The organism is Pseudomonas fluorescens Q2-87 (assembly GCF_000281895.1).
Lineage (GTDB): Bacteria > Pseudomonadota > Gammaproteobacteria > Pseudomonadales > Pseudomonadaceae > Aquipseudomonas > Aquipseudomonas fluorescens_S.
Genome location: NZ_CM001558.1, coordinates 5,884,760 through 5,900,832 on the forward strand (window position 1 = coordinate 5,884,760; position 16,073 = coordinate 5,900,832).

General features: G+C 61.6%; 11 protein-coding genes and 1 pseudogene. 8 read left to right on the forward strand and 4 right to left on the reverse strand.

Annotated features, from left to right (window positions below):
- Positions 1-10 precede the first annotated feature (10 nt).
- From tatB to PFLQ2_RS01900, 8 genes and pseudogenes are all read left to right on the forward strand, one after another.
- Positions 11-433, forward strand: a complete 423-nt coding sequence (gene tatB, locus PFLQ2_RS01930) for a Sec-independent protein translocase protein TatB (protein ID WP_003186675.1) — start codon at positions 11-13, stop codon at positions 431-433.
- Positions 430-1,224: a twin-arginine translocase subunit TatC gene (gene tatC / locus PFLQ2_RS01925; RefSeq protein WP_003186677.1), complete on the forward strand. Its 795-nt coding sequence runs from the start codon at positions 430-432 to the stop codon at positions 1,222-1,224. Before tatB ends, tatC begins: the two co-directional genes overlap by 4 nt.
- The gene (locus PFLQ2_RS01920) at positions 1,221-1,928 is read left to right on the forward strand and encodes a 16S rRNA (uracil(1498)-N(3))-methyltransferase (protein ID WP_003186679.1); all 708 of its coding nucleotides are present in this window, start codon (positions 1,221-1,223) and stop codon (positions 1,926-1,928) included. Before tatC ends, PFLQ2_RS01920 begins: the two co-directional genes overlap by 4 nt.
- Before the next feature lie 106 nt (positions 1,929-2,034).
- A complete protein-coding gene (locus tag PFLQ2_RS01915; RefSeq protein ID WP_003186681.1) occupies positions 2,035-3,939 on the forward strand; it encodes a methyl-accepting chemotaxis protein in 1,905 nt (634 codons plus the stop codon).
- A 211-nt stretch (positions 3,940-4,150) separates the two neighbouring features.
- Positions 4,151-5,209: pseudogene (locus PFLQ2_RS31120) on the forward strand (methyl-accepting chemotaxis protein); the annotation flags it as partial.
- A 141-nt stretch (positions 5,210-5,350) separates the two neighbouring features.
- A complete protein-coding gene (locus PFLQ2_RS31125; RefSeq protein ID WP_371261251.1) occupies positions 5,351-6,064 on the forward strand; it encodes a methyl-accepting chemotaxis protein in 714 nt (237 codons plus the stop codon).
- A gap of 117 nt (positions 6,065-6,181) precedes the next feature.
- Positions 6,182-8,086, forward strand: coding sequence for a methyl-accepting chemotaxis protein (locus PFLQ2_RS01905; protein ID WP_003186686.1), 1,905 nt, complete (start codon positions 6,182-6,184; stop codon positions 8,084-8,086).
- Between the two features lie 1,339 nt (positions 8,087-9,425).
- Positions 9,426-9,767 carry a DUF6124 family protein gene (locus PFLQ2_RS01900; RefSeq protein WP_003186688.1) on the forward strand — a complete coding sequence of 114 codons (342 nt, stop codon included), beginning with the start codon at positions 9,426-9,428 and terminating at the stop codon, positions 9,765-9,767.
- 174 nt (positions 9,768-9,941) lie between these two features.
- Here the strand turns inward: PFLQ2_RS01900 and mdoH are convergent, their stop codons facing one another.
- The 4 genes from mdoH to pip form a co-directional block, all read right to left on the reverse strand.
- The gene (gene mdoH / locus PFLQ2_RS01895; RefSeq protein ID WP_003186690.1) at positions 9,942-12,512 is read right to left on the reverse strand and encodes a glucans biosynthesis glucosyltransferase MdoH; all 2,571 of its coding nucleotides are present in this window, start codon (positions 12,510-12,512) and stop codon (positions 9,942-9,944) included.
- Positions 12,505-14,244 carry a glucan biosynthesis protein G gene (locus PFLQ2_RS01890; RefSeq protein ID WP_430452133.1) on the reverse strand — a complete coding sequence of 580 codons (1,740 nt, stop codon included), beginning with the start codon at positions 14,242-14,244 and terminating at the stop codon, positions 12,505-12,507. Before PFLQ2_RS01890 ends, mdoH begins: the two co-directional genes overlap by 8 nt.
- Before the next feature lie 350 nt (positions 14,245-14,594).
- Positions 14,595-15,032: a D-aminoacyl-tRNA deacylase gene (dtd, locus tag PFLQ2_RS01885; RefSeq protein WP_003186693.1), complete on the reverse strand. Its 438-nt coding sequence runs from the start codon at positions 15,030-15,032 to the stop codon at positions 14,595-14,597.
- Complete coding sequence (gene pip / locus PFLQ2_RS01880; protein ID WP_003186695.1) at positions 15,029-16,000, reverse strand: prolyl aminopeptidase; 972 nt, start codon at positions 15,998-16,000, stop codon at positions 15,029-15,031. The genes dtd and pip overlap by 4 nt, the downstream gene beginning before the upstream one ends.
- Positions 16,001-16,073 lie beyond the last annotated feature (73 nt).

The window sequence follows — 16,073 nt, forward strand, 5'->3', positions numbered from 1 at the left end:
GCACTGACTAATGTTTGGGATCAGCTTCACTGAACTGCTGCTCGTCGGCCTCGTCGCCCTGCTGGTATTGGGCCCCGAACGGCTGCCGGGTGCTGCGCGCACCGCAGGTCTCTGGATCGGGCGGCTGAAGCGCAGCTTCAATGCGATCAAACAGGAAGTTGAACGTGAAATCGGTGCCGACGACATCCGTCGGCAACTGCATAACGAACACATCCTCTCCCTGGAGCAGGAAGCCCGGAAGATATTAAACCCGACCCAGCAGGAACCGACGCCAGTCGCGCCTGCAGTCGAGCCGACGATCGCGCCGCAAGCGCCAGTGGCCGAGCCGGCACCGGGGCTTGCAACCGAGCCCGTCAAAGCGGTGGACCCAGCCTCCACGGTGACGACGCCTGCCGCTCCCAACGACCCTACATTGCCGCCGCGAGCCCCATGAGCGATATTCCGGAACACGACCAGCCCATGCCGCTGGTATCGCACCTCACCGAGTTGCGCACCCGCCTGCTGCGTTGCGTCGCGGCGGTCTTCATCATTTTCGCCGGGCTGTTCTCGTTCACCCAGCAGATCTATACCTTCGTCTCCACACCGCTGCGCCAGTACCTGCCGGCGGGTGCGACGATGATTGCCACCGACGTCTCCTCGCCGTTCCTGACGCCGTTGAAGCTGACGATGATGGTCTCGCTGTTCCTGGCGATCCCGGTGATCCTGCACCAGATCTGGGGCTTCATCGCACCGGGCCTGTACAAGCATGAAAAACGTGTCGCCGTGCCGCTGCTGATCTCCAGCATCCTGCTGTTCTATACCGGCATGGCCTTCGCCTATTTCTTCGTGTTCCCGCTGATCTTCAAGTTCTTCGCCGCAGCCACGCCGGCGGGCGTGGAAATGATGACCGACATCACCAGTTACCTGGACTTCGTCATGACGCTGTTCTTCGCCTTCGGCGTGGCGTTCGAGATTCCCGTGGCCGTGGTGCTGCTGGTGTGGATCGGCGTGGTCGACGTCAAGTACCTGAAGAAGATCCGCCCCTACGTGATCATCGGTTGCTTCGTGGTCGGCATGATCCTGACCCCCCCGGATATCTTCTCCCAGACCCTGCTGGCCGTGCCGATGTGGCTGCTGTTCGAGATCGGCATCCTGTTCGGTGCCCTGGTGCGCAAGCGCAGTGAAGAACCGGATGAGCAGTCCGCCGACGATCACAACGACCAGCCGCCAGCGACCCAAGCGTGAACCTGCTGCTGCTCGAAGAGGCCGATTTCATCGGCCCGGACCGAGTCGTATTGAGCGATCGCCGGCTGACCCACATGCAGGACGTCCACCGCAGCGCCGTCGGCGACAGCCTGCGGGTCGGGCGTATTGGCGGCTTGATGGGCACCGCCCAGGTGCTGCGCCTGGAAGCCCGCGAGGCCGAGCTGCAGGTGAGCCTCGACCAACCGCCACCGGCCAAGCTGCCATTGACGCTGGTATTGGCCCTGCCACGCCCGAAAATGCTCCGTCGAGTGTTCCAGACCATCGCCACCATGGGCGTGCCGCGCGTCGTGCTGGTCAACAGCTATCGCGTGGAAAAGAGCTTTTGGCAGACGCCATTCCTGGAGCCCGAGGCGATTCGTGAACAGTTGATCTTGGGCCTGGAGCAAGCCCGGGACAGCGTGCTGCCGGAAATCATCATAGAAAAACGCTTCAAGCCCTTCGTCGAGGACCGCCTGCCGGCCCTGGCAGAGGGCACCCTGGGGCTGGTCGGCCATCCTGGCAACTATCCGCCCTGCCCTCGCGCACAGACGGAGCCGGTTACCTTGGCCATCGGCCCGGAAGGCGGCTGGATTCCCTACGAGATCGACCTGCTGGCAAAGGCCGGCCTGCAACCGGTGCAGCTTGGCGAACGCATCCTGCGGGTCGAGACTGCGGTCACCGCGTTGCTCGCCCGCCTGTTCTGATTTCACTGGCTTATCAGCTTATTCCAAGCTGGCTCCCTCCGGTTTTTCCCTTTGGGCCTATAGTGCTTATACAAAAAGCAGTTTCGCCCTTCGAGGGAGTACCAGCATGTCCCGATGGCTAGGTAACGTAGGCGTCAATCGTAAACTCGGCTTCGGCTTCGGTCTTGTACTGGTCTTGACCTTGATGATCGCCTTCACCGGATGGATCGGCCTGGGCAAAGTGACTGCACGCGGTGATACGCTGGGGCTCATCGCCAGCCTGAACGATTTGACCAAGGACCTGCGCTCCGCGCGCATGGACTACTACGCGACCCGTGGTGAAAAGGGCCCCGGGGAAATCAACGATCTGCTCGGCAAATTGGAGCCCGGGCTCCAGGCCGCCCGTCAATCGATCGAACAGCCAGCCGATGTGGCGATCGTCGACAAGCAATTGGCTGCGGTCGCTGATTACAAAATGGCCTTCGCCGCATTGACCCGCGCCATGGCCACTCGTGAAGACGCACGCGGCAAACTGGGCGCCAGCGCCGACAACGCCGTGACCCGCGTCGCCAACGTTGAAAACGCCACGCGGCAAAGCGACAACCTGGCTCAATTCGACAGCGTGGTCAGCTTGAGCAAGGCGATTCAGCAAGCCCGCTATCAGGTTCGAGGCTACACCTACAGCGTCCAAGCCGATGCCGAGCAACCGGCCTTGGATGCCATCGACAATGCCTTGAAAACCCTCGGCAGCCTGCCGGCCCAACTGCCCGGTGAACACGCCGCCAACCTGCAACAGGCCAGCGAATCGTTCAAAAGCTATCGTGCCGCGGTCAGCCAATTCCAAGACGCCCAGACCGCCAGCGCGGCCGCCATCCAGCGCATGTCCGATTTGGGGGTTGTGCTACGTGGCGCCAGCCGGGATCTCACCCTGTCCCAGACGGCCGTGCGTGACCATGACGCCGCCGAGGCCGAGATCATCCTGGTCTCGGCCGCCACGCTGGCGTTTCTGTTAGGCGTGATTGCCGCCCTGGCGATTACCCGGCAGATCGTCGGGCCGCTGGAGCAGACCCTCAAGGTCGCCGAACGCGTGGCGGCGGGCGACCTGACCCACAACCTCAGCTCCGAGCGCCGCGACGAACTGGGCCAACTGCAACGTGCCATGCAGGGCATGACCGTGGGGCTGCGGCAATTGATCAGCGGCATCAGCGACGGCGTCACGCAAATCGCCAGCGCGGCCGAACAACTCTCATCCGTCACCGAACAGACAAGCGCCGGGGTGAACAGCCAGAAAGTGGAAACCGACCAGGTCGCCACGGCCATGCATGAGATGACCGCCACGGTGCAGGAAGTGGCGCGCAATGCCGAGCAAGCGAGCGAAGCCACTACCGCCGCGGACCAACAGGCGCGCGAGGGCGAAAAGGTGGTCGGCGAAGCCATCGCCCAGATCGAGCGCCTCTCCAACGCGGTGGGCGATTCCACCGAAGCCATGGGCCACCTCAAGCGCGAAAGCGACAAGATCGGCAGCGTGCTGGACGTGATCAAGTCCGTCGCCCAGCAGACCAACCTGCTGGCCCTCAACGCCGCCATCGAGGCAGCCCGGGCCGGCGAAGCCGGGCGTGGGTTTGCGGTGGTGGCCGACGAAGTCCGCAGCCTGGCCCAGCGCACCCAGAAGTCCACCGAAGAAATCGAGCAACTGGTCCTAAGCTTGCAGACCGGTACCGAACAGGTCGCGACCAGCCTGGACAACAGCCGCAACCTGACCGACAGCAGCGTAGAGCTGACCCGCCGCGCCGGTGGCTCGTTGGGAAACATCACCCGCACCGTCTCGGCCATCCAGTCGATGAACCAACAGATCGCCGCCGCGGCCGAGCAGCAGAGCGCCGTGGCCGAAGAGATCAACCGCAGCGTCGTGAACGTGCGCGATGTGTCGGAACAAACCGCCGCCTCCAGCGAAGAAACCGCCGCCTCCAGTGCTGAACTGGCGCGTTTGGGGGCGCATTTGCAGACGCTGGTGGGTCGCTTCAGGGTCTAGAGACCCGTAGAGCAAGTCAATCCCCGTGGCGAGGGGAGCTTGCTCCCGCTTGGGCGCGCAGCGGCCACCCGTCGCGCCGGATTGCAACCCATTCGCAGCCACGCAATAACAGGCTCGCCATGGAAGTCTTGCCGACCAACGTCCTACAGATCACAGCCAAATGGTCGATACGTTTTCTACAAAACCTATAAAAAGGCTCGAGGGACATATCATGTTCAGTTGGCTGACCGAAAAGCTGGGAAACGTAAGCGTCAATCGCAAACTGGGCTTTGGTTTTGGCCTCGTCTTGCTCCTCACCCTCCTGAGCACCTTCGCCGGCTGGAACAGCCTGAGCAGCGTGATCAGCCGCGCCGACAAACAGGCTTCCATCGCCAGTCTCAATGAGTTGGCCAAGGACCTGCGAGTCGCCAGTCTCGACTATGAAATGCGGCGCGGCGAACAAGGGCCGACAGCCGTCAACGAGTTCATGGGCAAGCTTCAGGAGAGCATCCAAGCTGCCCTCAAACGGTTTGTGCGTCCGGCGGATCAGGAGTTGCTCAATCAGCAACTGGCTAACCTCGATGAATACAAACGCGCCTTTACCGACCTGACACAAGCGACGCAGAACCGCGAATCGGCCCGATCCAAGCTTGGCGCCAACGCCGACAACGCCGTCGCCAAAGTGACAGGCGTCGAAAATGCCTTGCGACAAGGCGACAGCGTCCCGCAATTCGACAGCGTGGTCGAGCTGAGCAAATTGCTCCAGCAAGCGCGCTACCAAGTTCGTGGCTACACCTATAGCGGCAAGGCCGATGCCGAGCAGCCAGCGCTGGATGCCATCGATAATGTCTTGAAAAACCTCGAAAGCCTGCCGGGCAAGCTCCCGGAACACACTTCCAACCTGCAACAAGCCACCGAATCGATGAAGGCTTATCGCGCGGCCGTCAGTCAGTTCCGCGAGTCGCAGGTTGCCAGCACCTCAGCCCTCAAGAAAATGCTCGATCAGGATGCCCGCCTCAATGAGCTGAACAGTAATTTGACTGCCTCACAGATTGAGAAACGCAACGAGGAGACGGATCAAGCGAAACAAACACTGATCGTCGTCACCGTCCTGGCGCTGGCGTTTGGCCTGATGGCCGCATGGATTATTACCCGGCAGATCGTTGTTCCCCTGCAACAGACCCTGGTTGCCGTCGAACGTGTCGCCTCCGGGGACCTGAGCCACAACCTGGTGGTCACCCGTCGTGACGAAATGGGCCAATTGCAAGGCAGCCTGCAGCGAATGGTGATCAGCCTGCGGCAACTGATCGGAGGTATCAGCGACGGCGTCACGCAAATCGCCAGCGCCGCCGAACAGCTTTCGACCGTCACCGAGCAGACCAGTGCCGGGGTCAACAGCCAGAAAGTGGAGACCGACCAGGTTGCCACGGCCATGCACGAAATGACCGCCACGGTGCAGGAAGTGGCGCGTAACGCCGAGGAAGCCTCCGAAGCCGCCGTCGCGGCGGACCAGCAGGCGCGTGAAGGCGAAAAAGTAGTCGGCGAAGCCATCGTCCAGATCGAGCGCCTGTCCAAGGAAGTGGGCAATTCCACCGAAGCCATGGGCCATCTCAAACGCGAGAGCGACAAGATTGGTAGCGTGCTGGACGTGATCAAGTCCGTCGCCCAGCAAACCAACCTGCTGGCCCTCAACGCCGCCATCGAAGCGGCCCGGGCCGGTGAGGCCGGGCGTGGTTTCGCGGTGGTGGCCGACGAAGTTCGCAGCCTGGCCCAGCGTACCCAGAAGTCCACCGAAGAGATCGAGGAGCTGATCCTCGGCCTGCAATCGGGCACCGAACAGGTGGCGACCACCCTGGACAACAGCCGCAACCTGACCGACAGCAGCGTCGAACTGACCCGCCGCGCCGGCGGCTCGCTGGAAAATATCACCCGTACCGTCTCGGCGATCCAGGCGATGAACCAACAGATCGCCGCCGCCGCCGAGCAGCAGAGTGCCGTGGCCGAAGAGATCAACCGCAGCGTGGTAAACGTGCGCGATGTGTCCGAACAGACTGCCGCCTCCAGTGAGGAAACGGCTGCGTCCAGTGCTGAACTGGCGCGACTGGGGGTGCATTTGCAAACGCTGGTAGGACGCTTCAAGGTCTAACTTTAAAAACACGCATACTTGGCCCAACGGTGCATCTGACGCCTATTTCCTTTAGATCCGTACCAACCGGCCGATATAACTCCCAGCATATAAATTCAACGCTGCAGGAGTAACGGTATGTTCCGATGGCTGGGTAACGTTGGCGTCAACCGCAAACTAGGTTTCGGCTTCGGCCTGGTGCTCTTCCTGACCGTGATGATCGCCTTCACCGGTTGGAGCGGCTTGGGTAACGTGATCAGCCGTGGCGACAAGCTGGGCTTCATTGCCAGCCTGAACGATTTGAGCAAGGACCTGCTCCAGGCTAGCGACGACTACAACACCACCCGTGGTGAAAAAGGACCGCAACAGGTCAATGACCTGTTGGGCAAGCTCGACGCCGGGCTGAAGACCGCTCGCCAGTTGATCGAACAACCGGCCGATGTGGCCCTGATCGACCAGGAACTGGCCGCAGTCGCTGAATACAAGAGCGCTTTCGCCATGATGGCCCAGGCCACCGTCAACCGCGAAGATGCCCGCAGCAAACTCGGCGCCAGCGCCGACAACGCCGTGGCCCGCGTTGGCGATGTGGAACAGGCACTGCTGCAAGCCGGCGATATCACGCTGTTCAATAGCGTAGTGACCCTGAGCAAGGCTGTTCAGCAGGCGCGTTATCAGGTCCGCGGCTACACCTACAGCGGTAAGAGCGAAGCGCAGCAACCAGCGATCGTGGCCATCGACACGGTCCTCAAGCTGCTCGCACGCCTACCGGACCAATTGCCCGAGGAGCATGCCGCCAACCTGCAACAGGCTAGCGACTCGTTTAATCTCTATCGCGCGGCGGTCGCCCAGTTCCGTGACTCGCAGATCGAGAATGGCGCCGCACTCCAACGCATGACCGAGCAAGGCCAGGTGCTGATTGACGCCAGCCAGAAGCTGACTGTGTCGCAGACGGCTGTGCGTGATCATGATGCTACCCAGGCCAAGACTGTCTTGATCACAGCCGCCGCGCTGGCCCTGTTGTTCGGCGTCATCGCGGCCCTGCTCATCACCGGACAGATCGTCGGCCCGCTCGGCGAGACCTTGAAGGTGGCTGAACGCGTAGCCGCAGGCGACCTGACCCACAACCTCACCTCCGACCGCCGCGACGAGCTTGGCCAGCTACAACGCGCCATGCAGAGCATGACCGTGGGTCTGCGGCAATTGATCGGCGGCATCAGCGAAGGCGTCACGCAAATCGCCAGCGCGGCCGAACAACTCTCCGCCGTTACCGAACAGACCAGCGCCGGGGTCAACAGCCAGAAGGTGGAAACCGACCAAGTCGCCACCGCCATGCACGAGATGACCGCCACGGTGCAAGAAGTGGCGCGCAATGCCGAGGAGGCTTCCGAAGCGGCCGTCGCGGCAGACCAGCAGGCCCGCGAAGGCGAAAAAGTGGTCGGCGAAGCCATTGCCCAAATCGAACGCCTGGCCCTCGAAGTGGGTAATTCCACCGCAGCAATGGGCGACCTGAAGCGCGAAAGCGACAAGATCGGCAGCGTGCTGGACGTGATCAAGTCCGTGGCCCAGCAAACCAACCTGCTGGCCCTCAACGCCGCCATCGAAGCAGCCCGGGCCGGTGAAGCCGGGCGAGGTTTCGCGGTAGTGGCCGACGAGGTCCGGAGCCTGGCCCAACGCACCCAGAAGTCCACCGAAGAAATCGAAGAACTGATTGTCGGCCTGCAGTCGGGCACTGAGCAGGTCGCGGCCATCATGGATAACAGCCGTAGCCTGACTGACAACAGTGTCGAACTGACCCGTCGGGCGGGTGGTTCACTGGAAAACATCACCCGCACGGTCTCGGCCATTCAGTCGATGAACCAACAGATCGCCGCGGCGGCCGAGCAGCAGAGTTCGGTGGCTGAGGAGATCAATCGTAGTGTGCTGAATGTGCGTGATGTGTCGGAGCAGACGGCGTCGTCCAGCGAGGAAACGGCCGCTTCGAGTGCTGAGCTGGCGCGGTTGGGGGGGCATTTGCAGGCGTTGGTGGGGCGGTTTCGGGTTTGATGCCTGAGGGGGCGGCTCACACCGTGGCGAGGGAGCTTGCTCCCGCTGGGTGACGCAGTCGCCCTTTTGGTATTGTGTGTATATCCGTTTCTGCGGTGACGGCGAACTTGGTTTCGCCCTTACGGCGACTCACTTTCGAAAAGCGCGAAAGTAAGCAAAGCGCTTCTGCCCCACCACTCGGTGCCTCGCCTAGGCTCGGCATGCCCTCACTCCGGCATTGCTCCGTGGGCCCGCCGCGAAGGGCCATCCATGGCCCAGCGCGGCTAACCCGGCATCCATGCCGGGATGCCCACTGCGCAATGCCTGCGTTCGGCCTGCGTGGTTAATGGGGCGCCCGAGATCAACATCCACCACGAGGCGGCCTTAGAGCCGACCTGGTTCTTGATGGGGACCGCATTCCTCCTGTGGGAGCGGGCTTGCTCGCGAAGAGGCCGGCACATCCAGCATCTTCATCGGCTATGACAACCGCCATCGCAAGCGAGCTTGCTCCCACATTCAACCTCCAGGGAAAACAAAATTCATGTCCAACACAGCCCCCCTGTGGGAGCGAGCTTGCTCGCGATGAGGCCGGCAGCCCAACATCTATGTGACTGAACCACCGCCTTCGCGAGCAAGCCCGCTCCCACAGTTGGATCGGGGTACACCCGCAAGAGACAGGCCGGCTACTGGCGCCTTCGCGGGCAAGCCCGCTCCACAGGAGAAACACAGTCCCACCCAAACCAGGTCGGCTACTAGGCCGCCTCGCGGCGGACGTTGATCTCGGCGCCCCGTTAACCACGCTGGCCGAACGCAGGCATTGTGGAGTGGGCATCCCGGCATGGATGCCGGGATAGCCGCGCTGGGCCATGGATGGCCCTTCGCGGCGGGCCCACGGAGCAATGCCGGAGTGAGGGCACACCGAGCCTAGGCGAGGTGCCGAGTGGTGGGGCATATAGCGTTTTGCTTACTTTTGCGCTTCTCAAAAGTGAGCCGCTGTAAGAGCGGAACCGTAAGCAGCCGTTACCTAAATAACGGATATACATACAAAAATACCTGAGCCCCACAATCCGTCATCCCAAGGCTACGGAGCCTTGCGCCATTGCCTACAACTACGCCAGAATCCGCCGGCTTGTGCGCCTTGGCCCCGGGTTCTAATGTTTGCCGGTCGCTGTCAGTTCAGCGATCGGGTTTAGCAGCTCGGCACAATATCAAGGCACGCAGGTCCGCTTTATGGCGGCTGTGCGTGGGGCACTTCGGTGCGCCGGGTTCCTTGATTCCTGGTCTGCTAACCCGCGTACTGCCGTCACCCTTTCGTTTAGCAGCGATGTCTGGCGGCTCCATCAATCAAGGAGCGTCAACCATGCCCAAAGTCACACCCAACCCACCAGAACCCGAAACCGACCCCAAGAAACTCCAGGAAGCCACCGACCGCGCGCTCGATTTCTACCTCAAACCCAAACAGCCCCAATCCGAGAACGAACAGCCGCAGGGGCCGCTCTTTACCGTCGTGAACGGCATCGACACCGAAAGCCTCCTAGCCAACCTCAGCGAAACCCTGGCCTCAGCCGATGCCATGGTCAGCGACCTGGCATTCGACCTGGAAGGCTCACGACGCCATGTAGCCCTTGGCATCCAGCAACTGATCGAGCTAAGCGGCTTGCTGGCGAACCGGGTGCTGGATAACGTCAACACACCAGCCTGACCGCACCACACAATGTGGCGAGGGAGCTTGCTCCCGCTCGGCCGCGCAGCGGACGCCAAAAAGCGAGGGCGGCTGCGCCCCCCAGCGGGAGCAAGCTCCCTCGCCACAGGTCGTGTTCACAACAGCGCCCAACAAAAAGCCCCGCTTCCTTTCAGAAGCGGGGCTTTTTGTGCATCAGGCCAGTTGAGGCTGTACGCCCACGGGCTGAAGCGGTAGCAATGGCGCGTGAGGGTCAGCCTTTACCGACTCACGCCACGCCGCCAGCCACTCCGGATGTGCCTCGGCCCAGACCTGCTCATGCAGGCGGGACAGGGCCACCGGATCGCTCAGCAGCGCCAGGCGCTCGGCATTGTTGAGACCGGCAGGGCCAGCCTTCAAGGCGTGACGAACACGTTCGACCCGCAGCCATTCAATCGGCTCGGCCTTGCCGTGACGCGAAGTGGCCAATGCGTATGCCAAGGCGTTCTGTTGTGGATCGACCACCGCCCGGATGAAGCCGTCATTCAGCGCGTGCCAACGGTTTTCATGGGTGTACTGGTCCGTCGACAACAATTCCTGTGGCGGTGCGTATTCCTCGGGAATCAGGAACAGGCTTTCATCACGGGACTTCAAGCCCAGGCCAACGCGGCTGGAGATGACCGACACCGGGATCGACAGTATCAGCGACCCGACGATCGGCACCAGCCACCACAGGAAGCTGGGGTTCAGCCAGATCACCAGCAAGGCCCAGAAGAAGCCCAGCAGGGTTTGCGGACCGTGGCGCTTGGCCGCTTCGCTCCATGGTGTGGAATCGTCATCGCGTTTCGGCGAGTTCCAGGTCGCGGCCCAGCCCAGGAACGCGGCGAGCACGAAACGGGTGTGGAAGATCATCCGCACCGGCGCCAGCAACATGGAGAACAACATCTCCAGCAGCATCGACAGCGTCACCTTGAACTTGCCGCCAAACTCCTTCGCACCCTTGGCCCAGATCAGCACGATGCTCAACAGCTTGGGCAGGAACAGCAGGACAATGGTGGTCGAGAACAGGGCGATGGCCTTGTCCGGATGCCATTGCGGCCACAACGGATAAAGCTGGCGCGGTTCAAGGAAGTACTGCGGCTCCATCAGCGTATTCACCGCCAGCAGCGCGGTGGACAGCACCAGGAAGAAGAACCACAACGGTGCCGACAGATAAGACATCACGCCCGTCAGGAACACTGCACGGTGCACCGGGTGCATGCCCTTGACCAGGAACAGGCGGAAGTTCATCAGGTTACCGTGGCACCAGCGACGGTCACGTTTGAGTTCGTCCAGCAGGTTTGGCGGCAGTTCTTCGTAGCTGCCCGGCAGGTCGTAGGCAATCCAGACGCCCCAGCCAGCCCGACGCATCAACGCCGCCTCGACGAAGTCGTGGGACAGGATTGCCCCGGAGAACGCTCCTTTACCCGGCAACGGCGCCAAGGCGCAGTGGTCGATGAACGGCTTCATGCGAATGATTGCGTTGTGGCCCCAGTAGTGGGATTCGCCCAACTGCCAGAAGTGCAGGCCCGCAGTAAACAGCGGACCGTATACCCGTGTGGCGAACTGCTGCATGCGTGCATACAGCGTGTCCATGCCCGAGGCACGTGGCGCGGTCTGGATGATGCCGGCGTCCGGCGTGGCTTCCATCAGGCGCACCAGGCTGGTCAGGCATGTACCGCTCATGACGCTGTCGGCGTCGAGCACGACCATGTACTTGTAGTCGCTGCCCCAGCGACGGCAGAAGTCGTCGAGGTTACCGCTCTTGCGTTTCACACGGCGGCGACGGCGGCGATAGAAGATCTTGCCGAAGCCCCCGGTTTCCCGGCAGACATCCAGCCAGGCCTGCTGTTCGGCGACGCAGATATCGGTTTCGTTACTGTCGCTGAGGACAAAGAAGTCGAAGCGATCCAGGTCGCCAGTGGCGGCCACCGACTCGAAGGTCGCGCGCAGGCCGGCGAAAACCCGCGGCACGTCTTCGTTGCAGATCGGCATCACCAACGCGGTGCGGGCCTCTTTGGGAATCGGCTCGTTACCGGCGCTGGCACCGGAAATGCGGTATTTGTCATGACCGGTGAGCAGTTCCAGGAAGCCCATCAGCGCGGTCCAGAAACCCGCCGACACCCAGCAGAACAGGATCCCGAACAGAATCAGGATGCTGGTTTGCAAGGCATAGGGCAGCACTTGGGTGGCGGTTTGCAGCAGCGGCTGATGCAGGACTTCGTCCAGGTCGACGAACGACCAGCCCTGGTACGGCATTATGCCTTTCATGTACCAGCCGGCGACGATGGTCTGGCCGAGCATCAGGATCAGCAGGATGTAGCGACGGGTCGAACCGACGGTACGCCAGCGTGCATGGGGCAGCACGCGTTCATCCTTGGGCGGTTTCGGCGGGTTGGTGCGACCGGTCAGGCGCCGCCAGGCGCGCACCAGGATATTGGTGCGCCAGGGCTCCGGCACGACCTTGGTCCGGCGAATCGGCGGAGTCGCCTTCAGGCACACGCGGCCATTGGCATCGACCGCCAGCATTTCGGCGTCCTCGAGCTCTTCGGCAGTGCTCAGGGTCAAGCGACGACCCACCGAGGCTTGTGCCGCCTCGGCAGGAGCGTCGAAAGTCGAAGACGAAAGGCGCTCGTGCAACTCACTGAAGGACGAGCAGCCCGCCAGTTCGGCGCGCTGCTGGTCGGTCATGGGCAAATGGGCCAGGTACTCGCTGAGCGTCTCTGGCTGTACTGGAGTATTACTCATCGGCTGGCAACTGATAGCTCCAGGTCTCGGTCAGGACTTGTTCAGTCGGTTCCGGTTCCTGCTGGGTTGGGGTCGGTTCAACAGCGGCGTCCGCCGCCTTGACGGCCTTGGCGTCGTCTTTCGCTTTTTCGTTCGCGAGTTCTTTTTCGGTCTGCTGCCGGGCGACTTTATCGGCCTTGGCCAGGGTCGTGGTCACGGAGTGCGAGGCGGCCGGGGCTTCGACAGGCGTCAATGGGCGGACCAGCGCCGCGCGCATTTCGGTGGCCTGTTTCGAGTCCTTGATCTTCAGGCGCAGGGTCAGGCGCCAGCCCTTGGTTTCAGGGTTGTAGCGCACGCTATTCTCGACGATCTCGCCGTTTTCGCCGATGCTCACCTGGCTACGCACATCGGCGTCTTCCGGCAGGGCTTGCAGCGAAGGTCCTTCGAAATCCACCAGGTAGGCGACGCTGCCGTCCGGCTGGCGAATCAGGTTGGACTGCTTCACGTCGCCAGTGGAACGCAGGGTCTGCTTGACCCAGGCACTGTCCGGCGAATGCAGGCTGGCTTCGTCGAGGGTCCAGTGCAGGCGGTAGCTGAAGTCCAGCGGCTGGCCTGCCTCAGGCAGTTTTTCCGGGCTCCAGAACGCAACGATGTTGTCGTTGGTTTCGTCAGCGGTCGGAATTTCTACCAGGTCGACGGTGCCCTTGCCCCAATCGCCTTTCGGTTCGATCCAGGCACTTGGACGCTTGTCGTAGCGGTCGTCGAGGTCTTCGTAGTGGCTGAAATCGCGGCCGCGTTGCAGCAGGCCGAAACCGCGCGGGTTTTCCACCGAGAAGTTGCTTACGGCCAAGTGTCTTGGATTGTTCAGCGGACGCCAGATCCATTCGCCATTGCCGGCATGGATCGACAGGCCGCTGGAATCATGCAGTTCGCGACGGTAGTTCAGCACCTTGGATGGTTGGTTGGCGCCGAACAGGTACATGCTGGTCAACGGGGCAACGCCGAGCTTGGTGACGCGATCACGCAGGAACATGCGCGACTTCACGTCGACAACGGTATCGGTGCCCGGACGCAGGGTCAGGCGATAGGCGCCGGTGGCCCGTGGCGAATCCAGCAGGGCGAAGATCACCAGATGCTTGTCGGTCGGTTTCGGGCGCTGGATCCAGAATTCGCGGAAACGTGGGAATTCTTCACCGGATGGCAGCGCGGTATCGATGGCCATGCCACGGGCGGACAAACCGTAGGTCTGGCCCTTGCCGATGACGCGGAAGTAGCTCGCGCCCAGCATGGTCATGATTTCGTCCTGTTTGTCGGCCTTGTTGATCGGGTACAACACGCGGAAACCCGCGTAGCCCAACTGCTCAGTGGCCTTTGGATCGAATTTCACATCGTCGAAATCAAAGCGCGAAGGGTCGTACTTGATCTCTTCGACGGTCGTCGCGGTGATTTCGTTGATTTTCACCGGCGTGTCGAAATGCATGCCCTGGTGATAGAAGGACAGCCTGAAAGGCGTCTTCTGGTCGGCCCATTCGGCTTTTTCGGTGCGGAAACGGATTTTTTGATAGTCAGCGAATTTCATTTCGCGGAATTCGTTCGGCAGATTGCTGCGCGGGGCTTCGTATTTTTGCCCGGCCAGTTCTTGAGCCTTCGCCGATACATCATCCAGGCTGAATGCCCACAGTTGGCCCGCGCCGAACAGGCAAAACAGGGCCGAGCCCGCTACCAGAGCGTTTCTAAACCGTTTGGCAGTCATTTTTGGTGCATTACAGGGACTAACAATCACGAGCAACCCTCGCCGAAAACAGATCAAAAAACCAACGGCCAGATAAAGTATCTGCAAGGTATCGGCATTGAAAAACCGATCTTGCGGAACACTCTTGCCAAGTTGGCGAGCATTGTTCCGACTCCTATGGGACAAAATGATTCCCCAAAGGGTCCAGGACAAGTCTCTACCTAAGTCAAATGGACCAGCGGACGCTGATCCCCCGTAGCGCGCGATTATCTAGTAGGCCGCGTGACAACGCATCAGGCGTAGCAAAGTATTTATCGAGAAAACTCCCTGTTTAGCCTCGAAACAGAACCGAAAAGTTGTTTCAAACGCTTTCAGGCCTGTAACAGGAAGGTTACCGGGCCGTCGTTGACCAGATGCACTTGCATGTTGGCGCCGAATCTACCTGATGCCACAGTGCCATGCACCTGTTTCGCCTGGTTTACGAGATAGTCGAACAACTCCTCGCCCAAGGCCGGAGGTGCGGCCGTCGAAAAGCTGGGGCGCAAACCGCTTTTGGTGTCCGCCGCCAGGGTGAACTGCGACACCAGCAGCAACCCACCGCCTACATCCGCCAAGGACAGGTTCATCTTGTCGTCGGCGTCACTGAATACCCGATAGTTAAGCAGTTTATGCAGGAGTTTGTCGGCGATGGCCCGGGTATCCCCAGGCTCGACTGCCACCAGCACCAGCAGGCCCTGGTCTATGGCGCCGACGATTTCGCCCGACACTTCGACCCGGGCGCCACTGACCCGTTGCAGCAGCCCCTTCATGCTTCTTCGGGCGGCAGGTCGAGCAGGCGCCGGGCCATTTGCGCTGCGGCGCGCACCAGCGCATCGGTAATGCCTGGCTCCGAGGCGGCGTGGCCGGCGTCGCGGATCACTTGCAGTTCACTGTTGGGCCAGTTCTGGTGCAATTCCCAGGCATTGTCCAGCGGGCAGATGACGTCGTAGCGACCATGCACGATGACGCCCGGCAGATGGGCGATCTTGCCCATGTCGCGAATCAGCTGGTTCGGCTGGAGGAAAGCGTTGTTGGTGAAGTAGTGGCATTCGATCCGGGCGATCGACAGCGCGCGCTGCGGCTCGGAGAAGCGGTCGACCACCAGCGGGTTCGGGCGCAGGGTCGCGGTCCGGCCTTCCCAGGTGGACCAGGCCTTGGCCGCGTGCATCTGGGCGATCTGGTCGTTACCGGTCAGGCGCTTGTGGAAGGCGCTGAGCAGGTCGTCGCGTTCGTCCAGCGGGATCGGCGCGATATAGTCCTGCCAGTAGTCGGGAAACAGGCGACTGGCACCGGCCTGGTAGAACCACTCGATTTCCTGCGGGCGGCAAAGAAAGATCCCCCGCAGGATCAGGCCGTGTACCCGCTCCGGGTGGGTCTGGGCGTAGGCCAGGGCCAGGGTCGAACCCCAGGAACCGCCAAACAGCACCCATTTCTCGATGCCAAGGTGCTTGCGGATACGCTCCAGGTCTTCGACCAGATCCCAGGTGGTGTTGTTTTCCAGGCTGGCATGGGGGGTGGAGCGACCACAGCCACGCTGGTCGAAGGTGACGATGCGGTACAGGTTCGGATCGAAGTAGCGACGACTCTGCGCATCGCAGCCGGCACCCGGGCCGCCGTGAATGAACACCACCGGCAAGCCTTCCGGGGAGCCGCTTTCATCGACATAGAGCGTGTGGGTGTCATCGACAGCCAGATCGTGCCGGGCATGGGGTTTGATCTGCGGGTACAAAGTCTGCATTGCGCGCTCCGTAAGGGGTCGAGTCATCCCTGTGGGGACTTCTATTTAGTCTGCCGTCCGGCATCATAAACCC

Excerpts from the sequence above, each read along its gene's own strand:
- tatB (WP_003186675.1), top strand. The coding sequence starts at position 11 with ATGTTTGGGATCAGCTTCACTGAACTGCTGCTCGTCGGCCTCGTCGCC.
- tatC (WP_003186677.1), top strand. The coding sequence starts at position 430 with ATGAGCGATATTCCGGAACACGACCAGCCCATGCCGCTGGTATCGCAC.
- PFLQ2_RS01915 (WP_003186681.1), top strand. The coding sequence starts at position 2,035 with ATGTCCCGATGGCTAGGTAACGTAGGCGTCAATCGTAAACTCGGCTTC.
- PFLQ2_RS31125 (WP_371261251.1), top strand. The coding sequence starts at position 5,351 with ATGCACGAAATGACCGCCACGGTGCAGGAAGTGGCGCGTAACGCCGAG.
- PFLQ2_RS01905 (WP_003186686.1), top strand. The coding sequence starts at position 6,182 with ATGTTCCGATGGCTGGGTAACGTTGGCGTCAACCGCAAACTAGGTTTC.
- PFLQ2_RS01900 (WP_003186688.1), top strand. The coding sequence starts at position 9,426 with ATGCCCAAAGTCACACCCAACCCACCAGAACCCGAAACCGACCCCAAG.
- mdoH (WP_003186690.1), bottom strand. The coding sequence starts at position 12,512 with ATGAGTAATACTCCAGTACAGCCAGAGACGCTCAGCGAGTACCTGGCC.
- PFLQ2_RS01890 (WP_430452133.1), bottom strand. The coding sequence starts at position 14,244 with ATGACTGCCAAACGGTTTAGAAACGCTCTGGTAGCGGGCTCGGCCCTG.
- dtd (WP_003186693.1), bottom strand. The coding sequence starts at position 15,032 with ATGAAGGGGCTGCTGCAACGGGTCAGTGGCGCCCGGGTCGAAGTGTCG.
- pip (WP_003186695.1), bottom strand. The coding sequence starts at position 16,000 with ATGCAGACTTTGTACCCGCAGATCAAACCCCATGCCCGGCACGATCTG.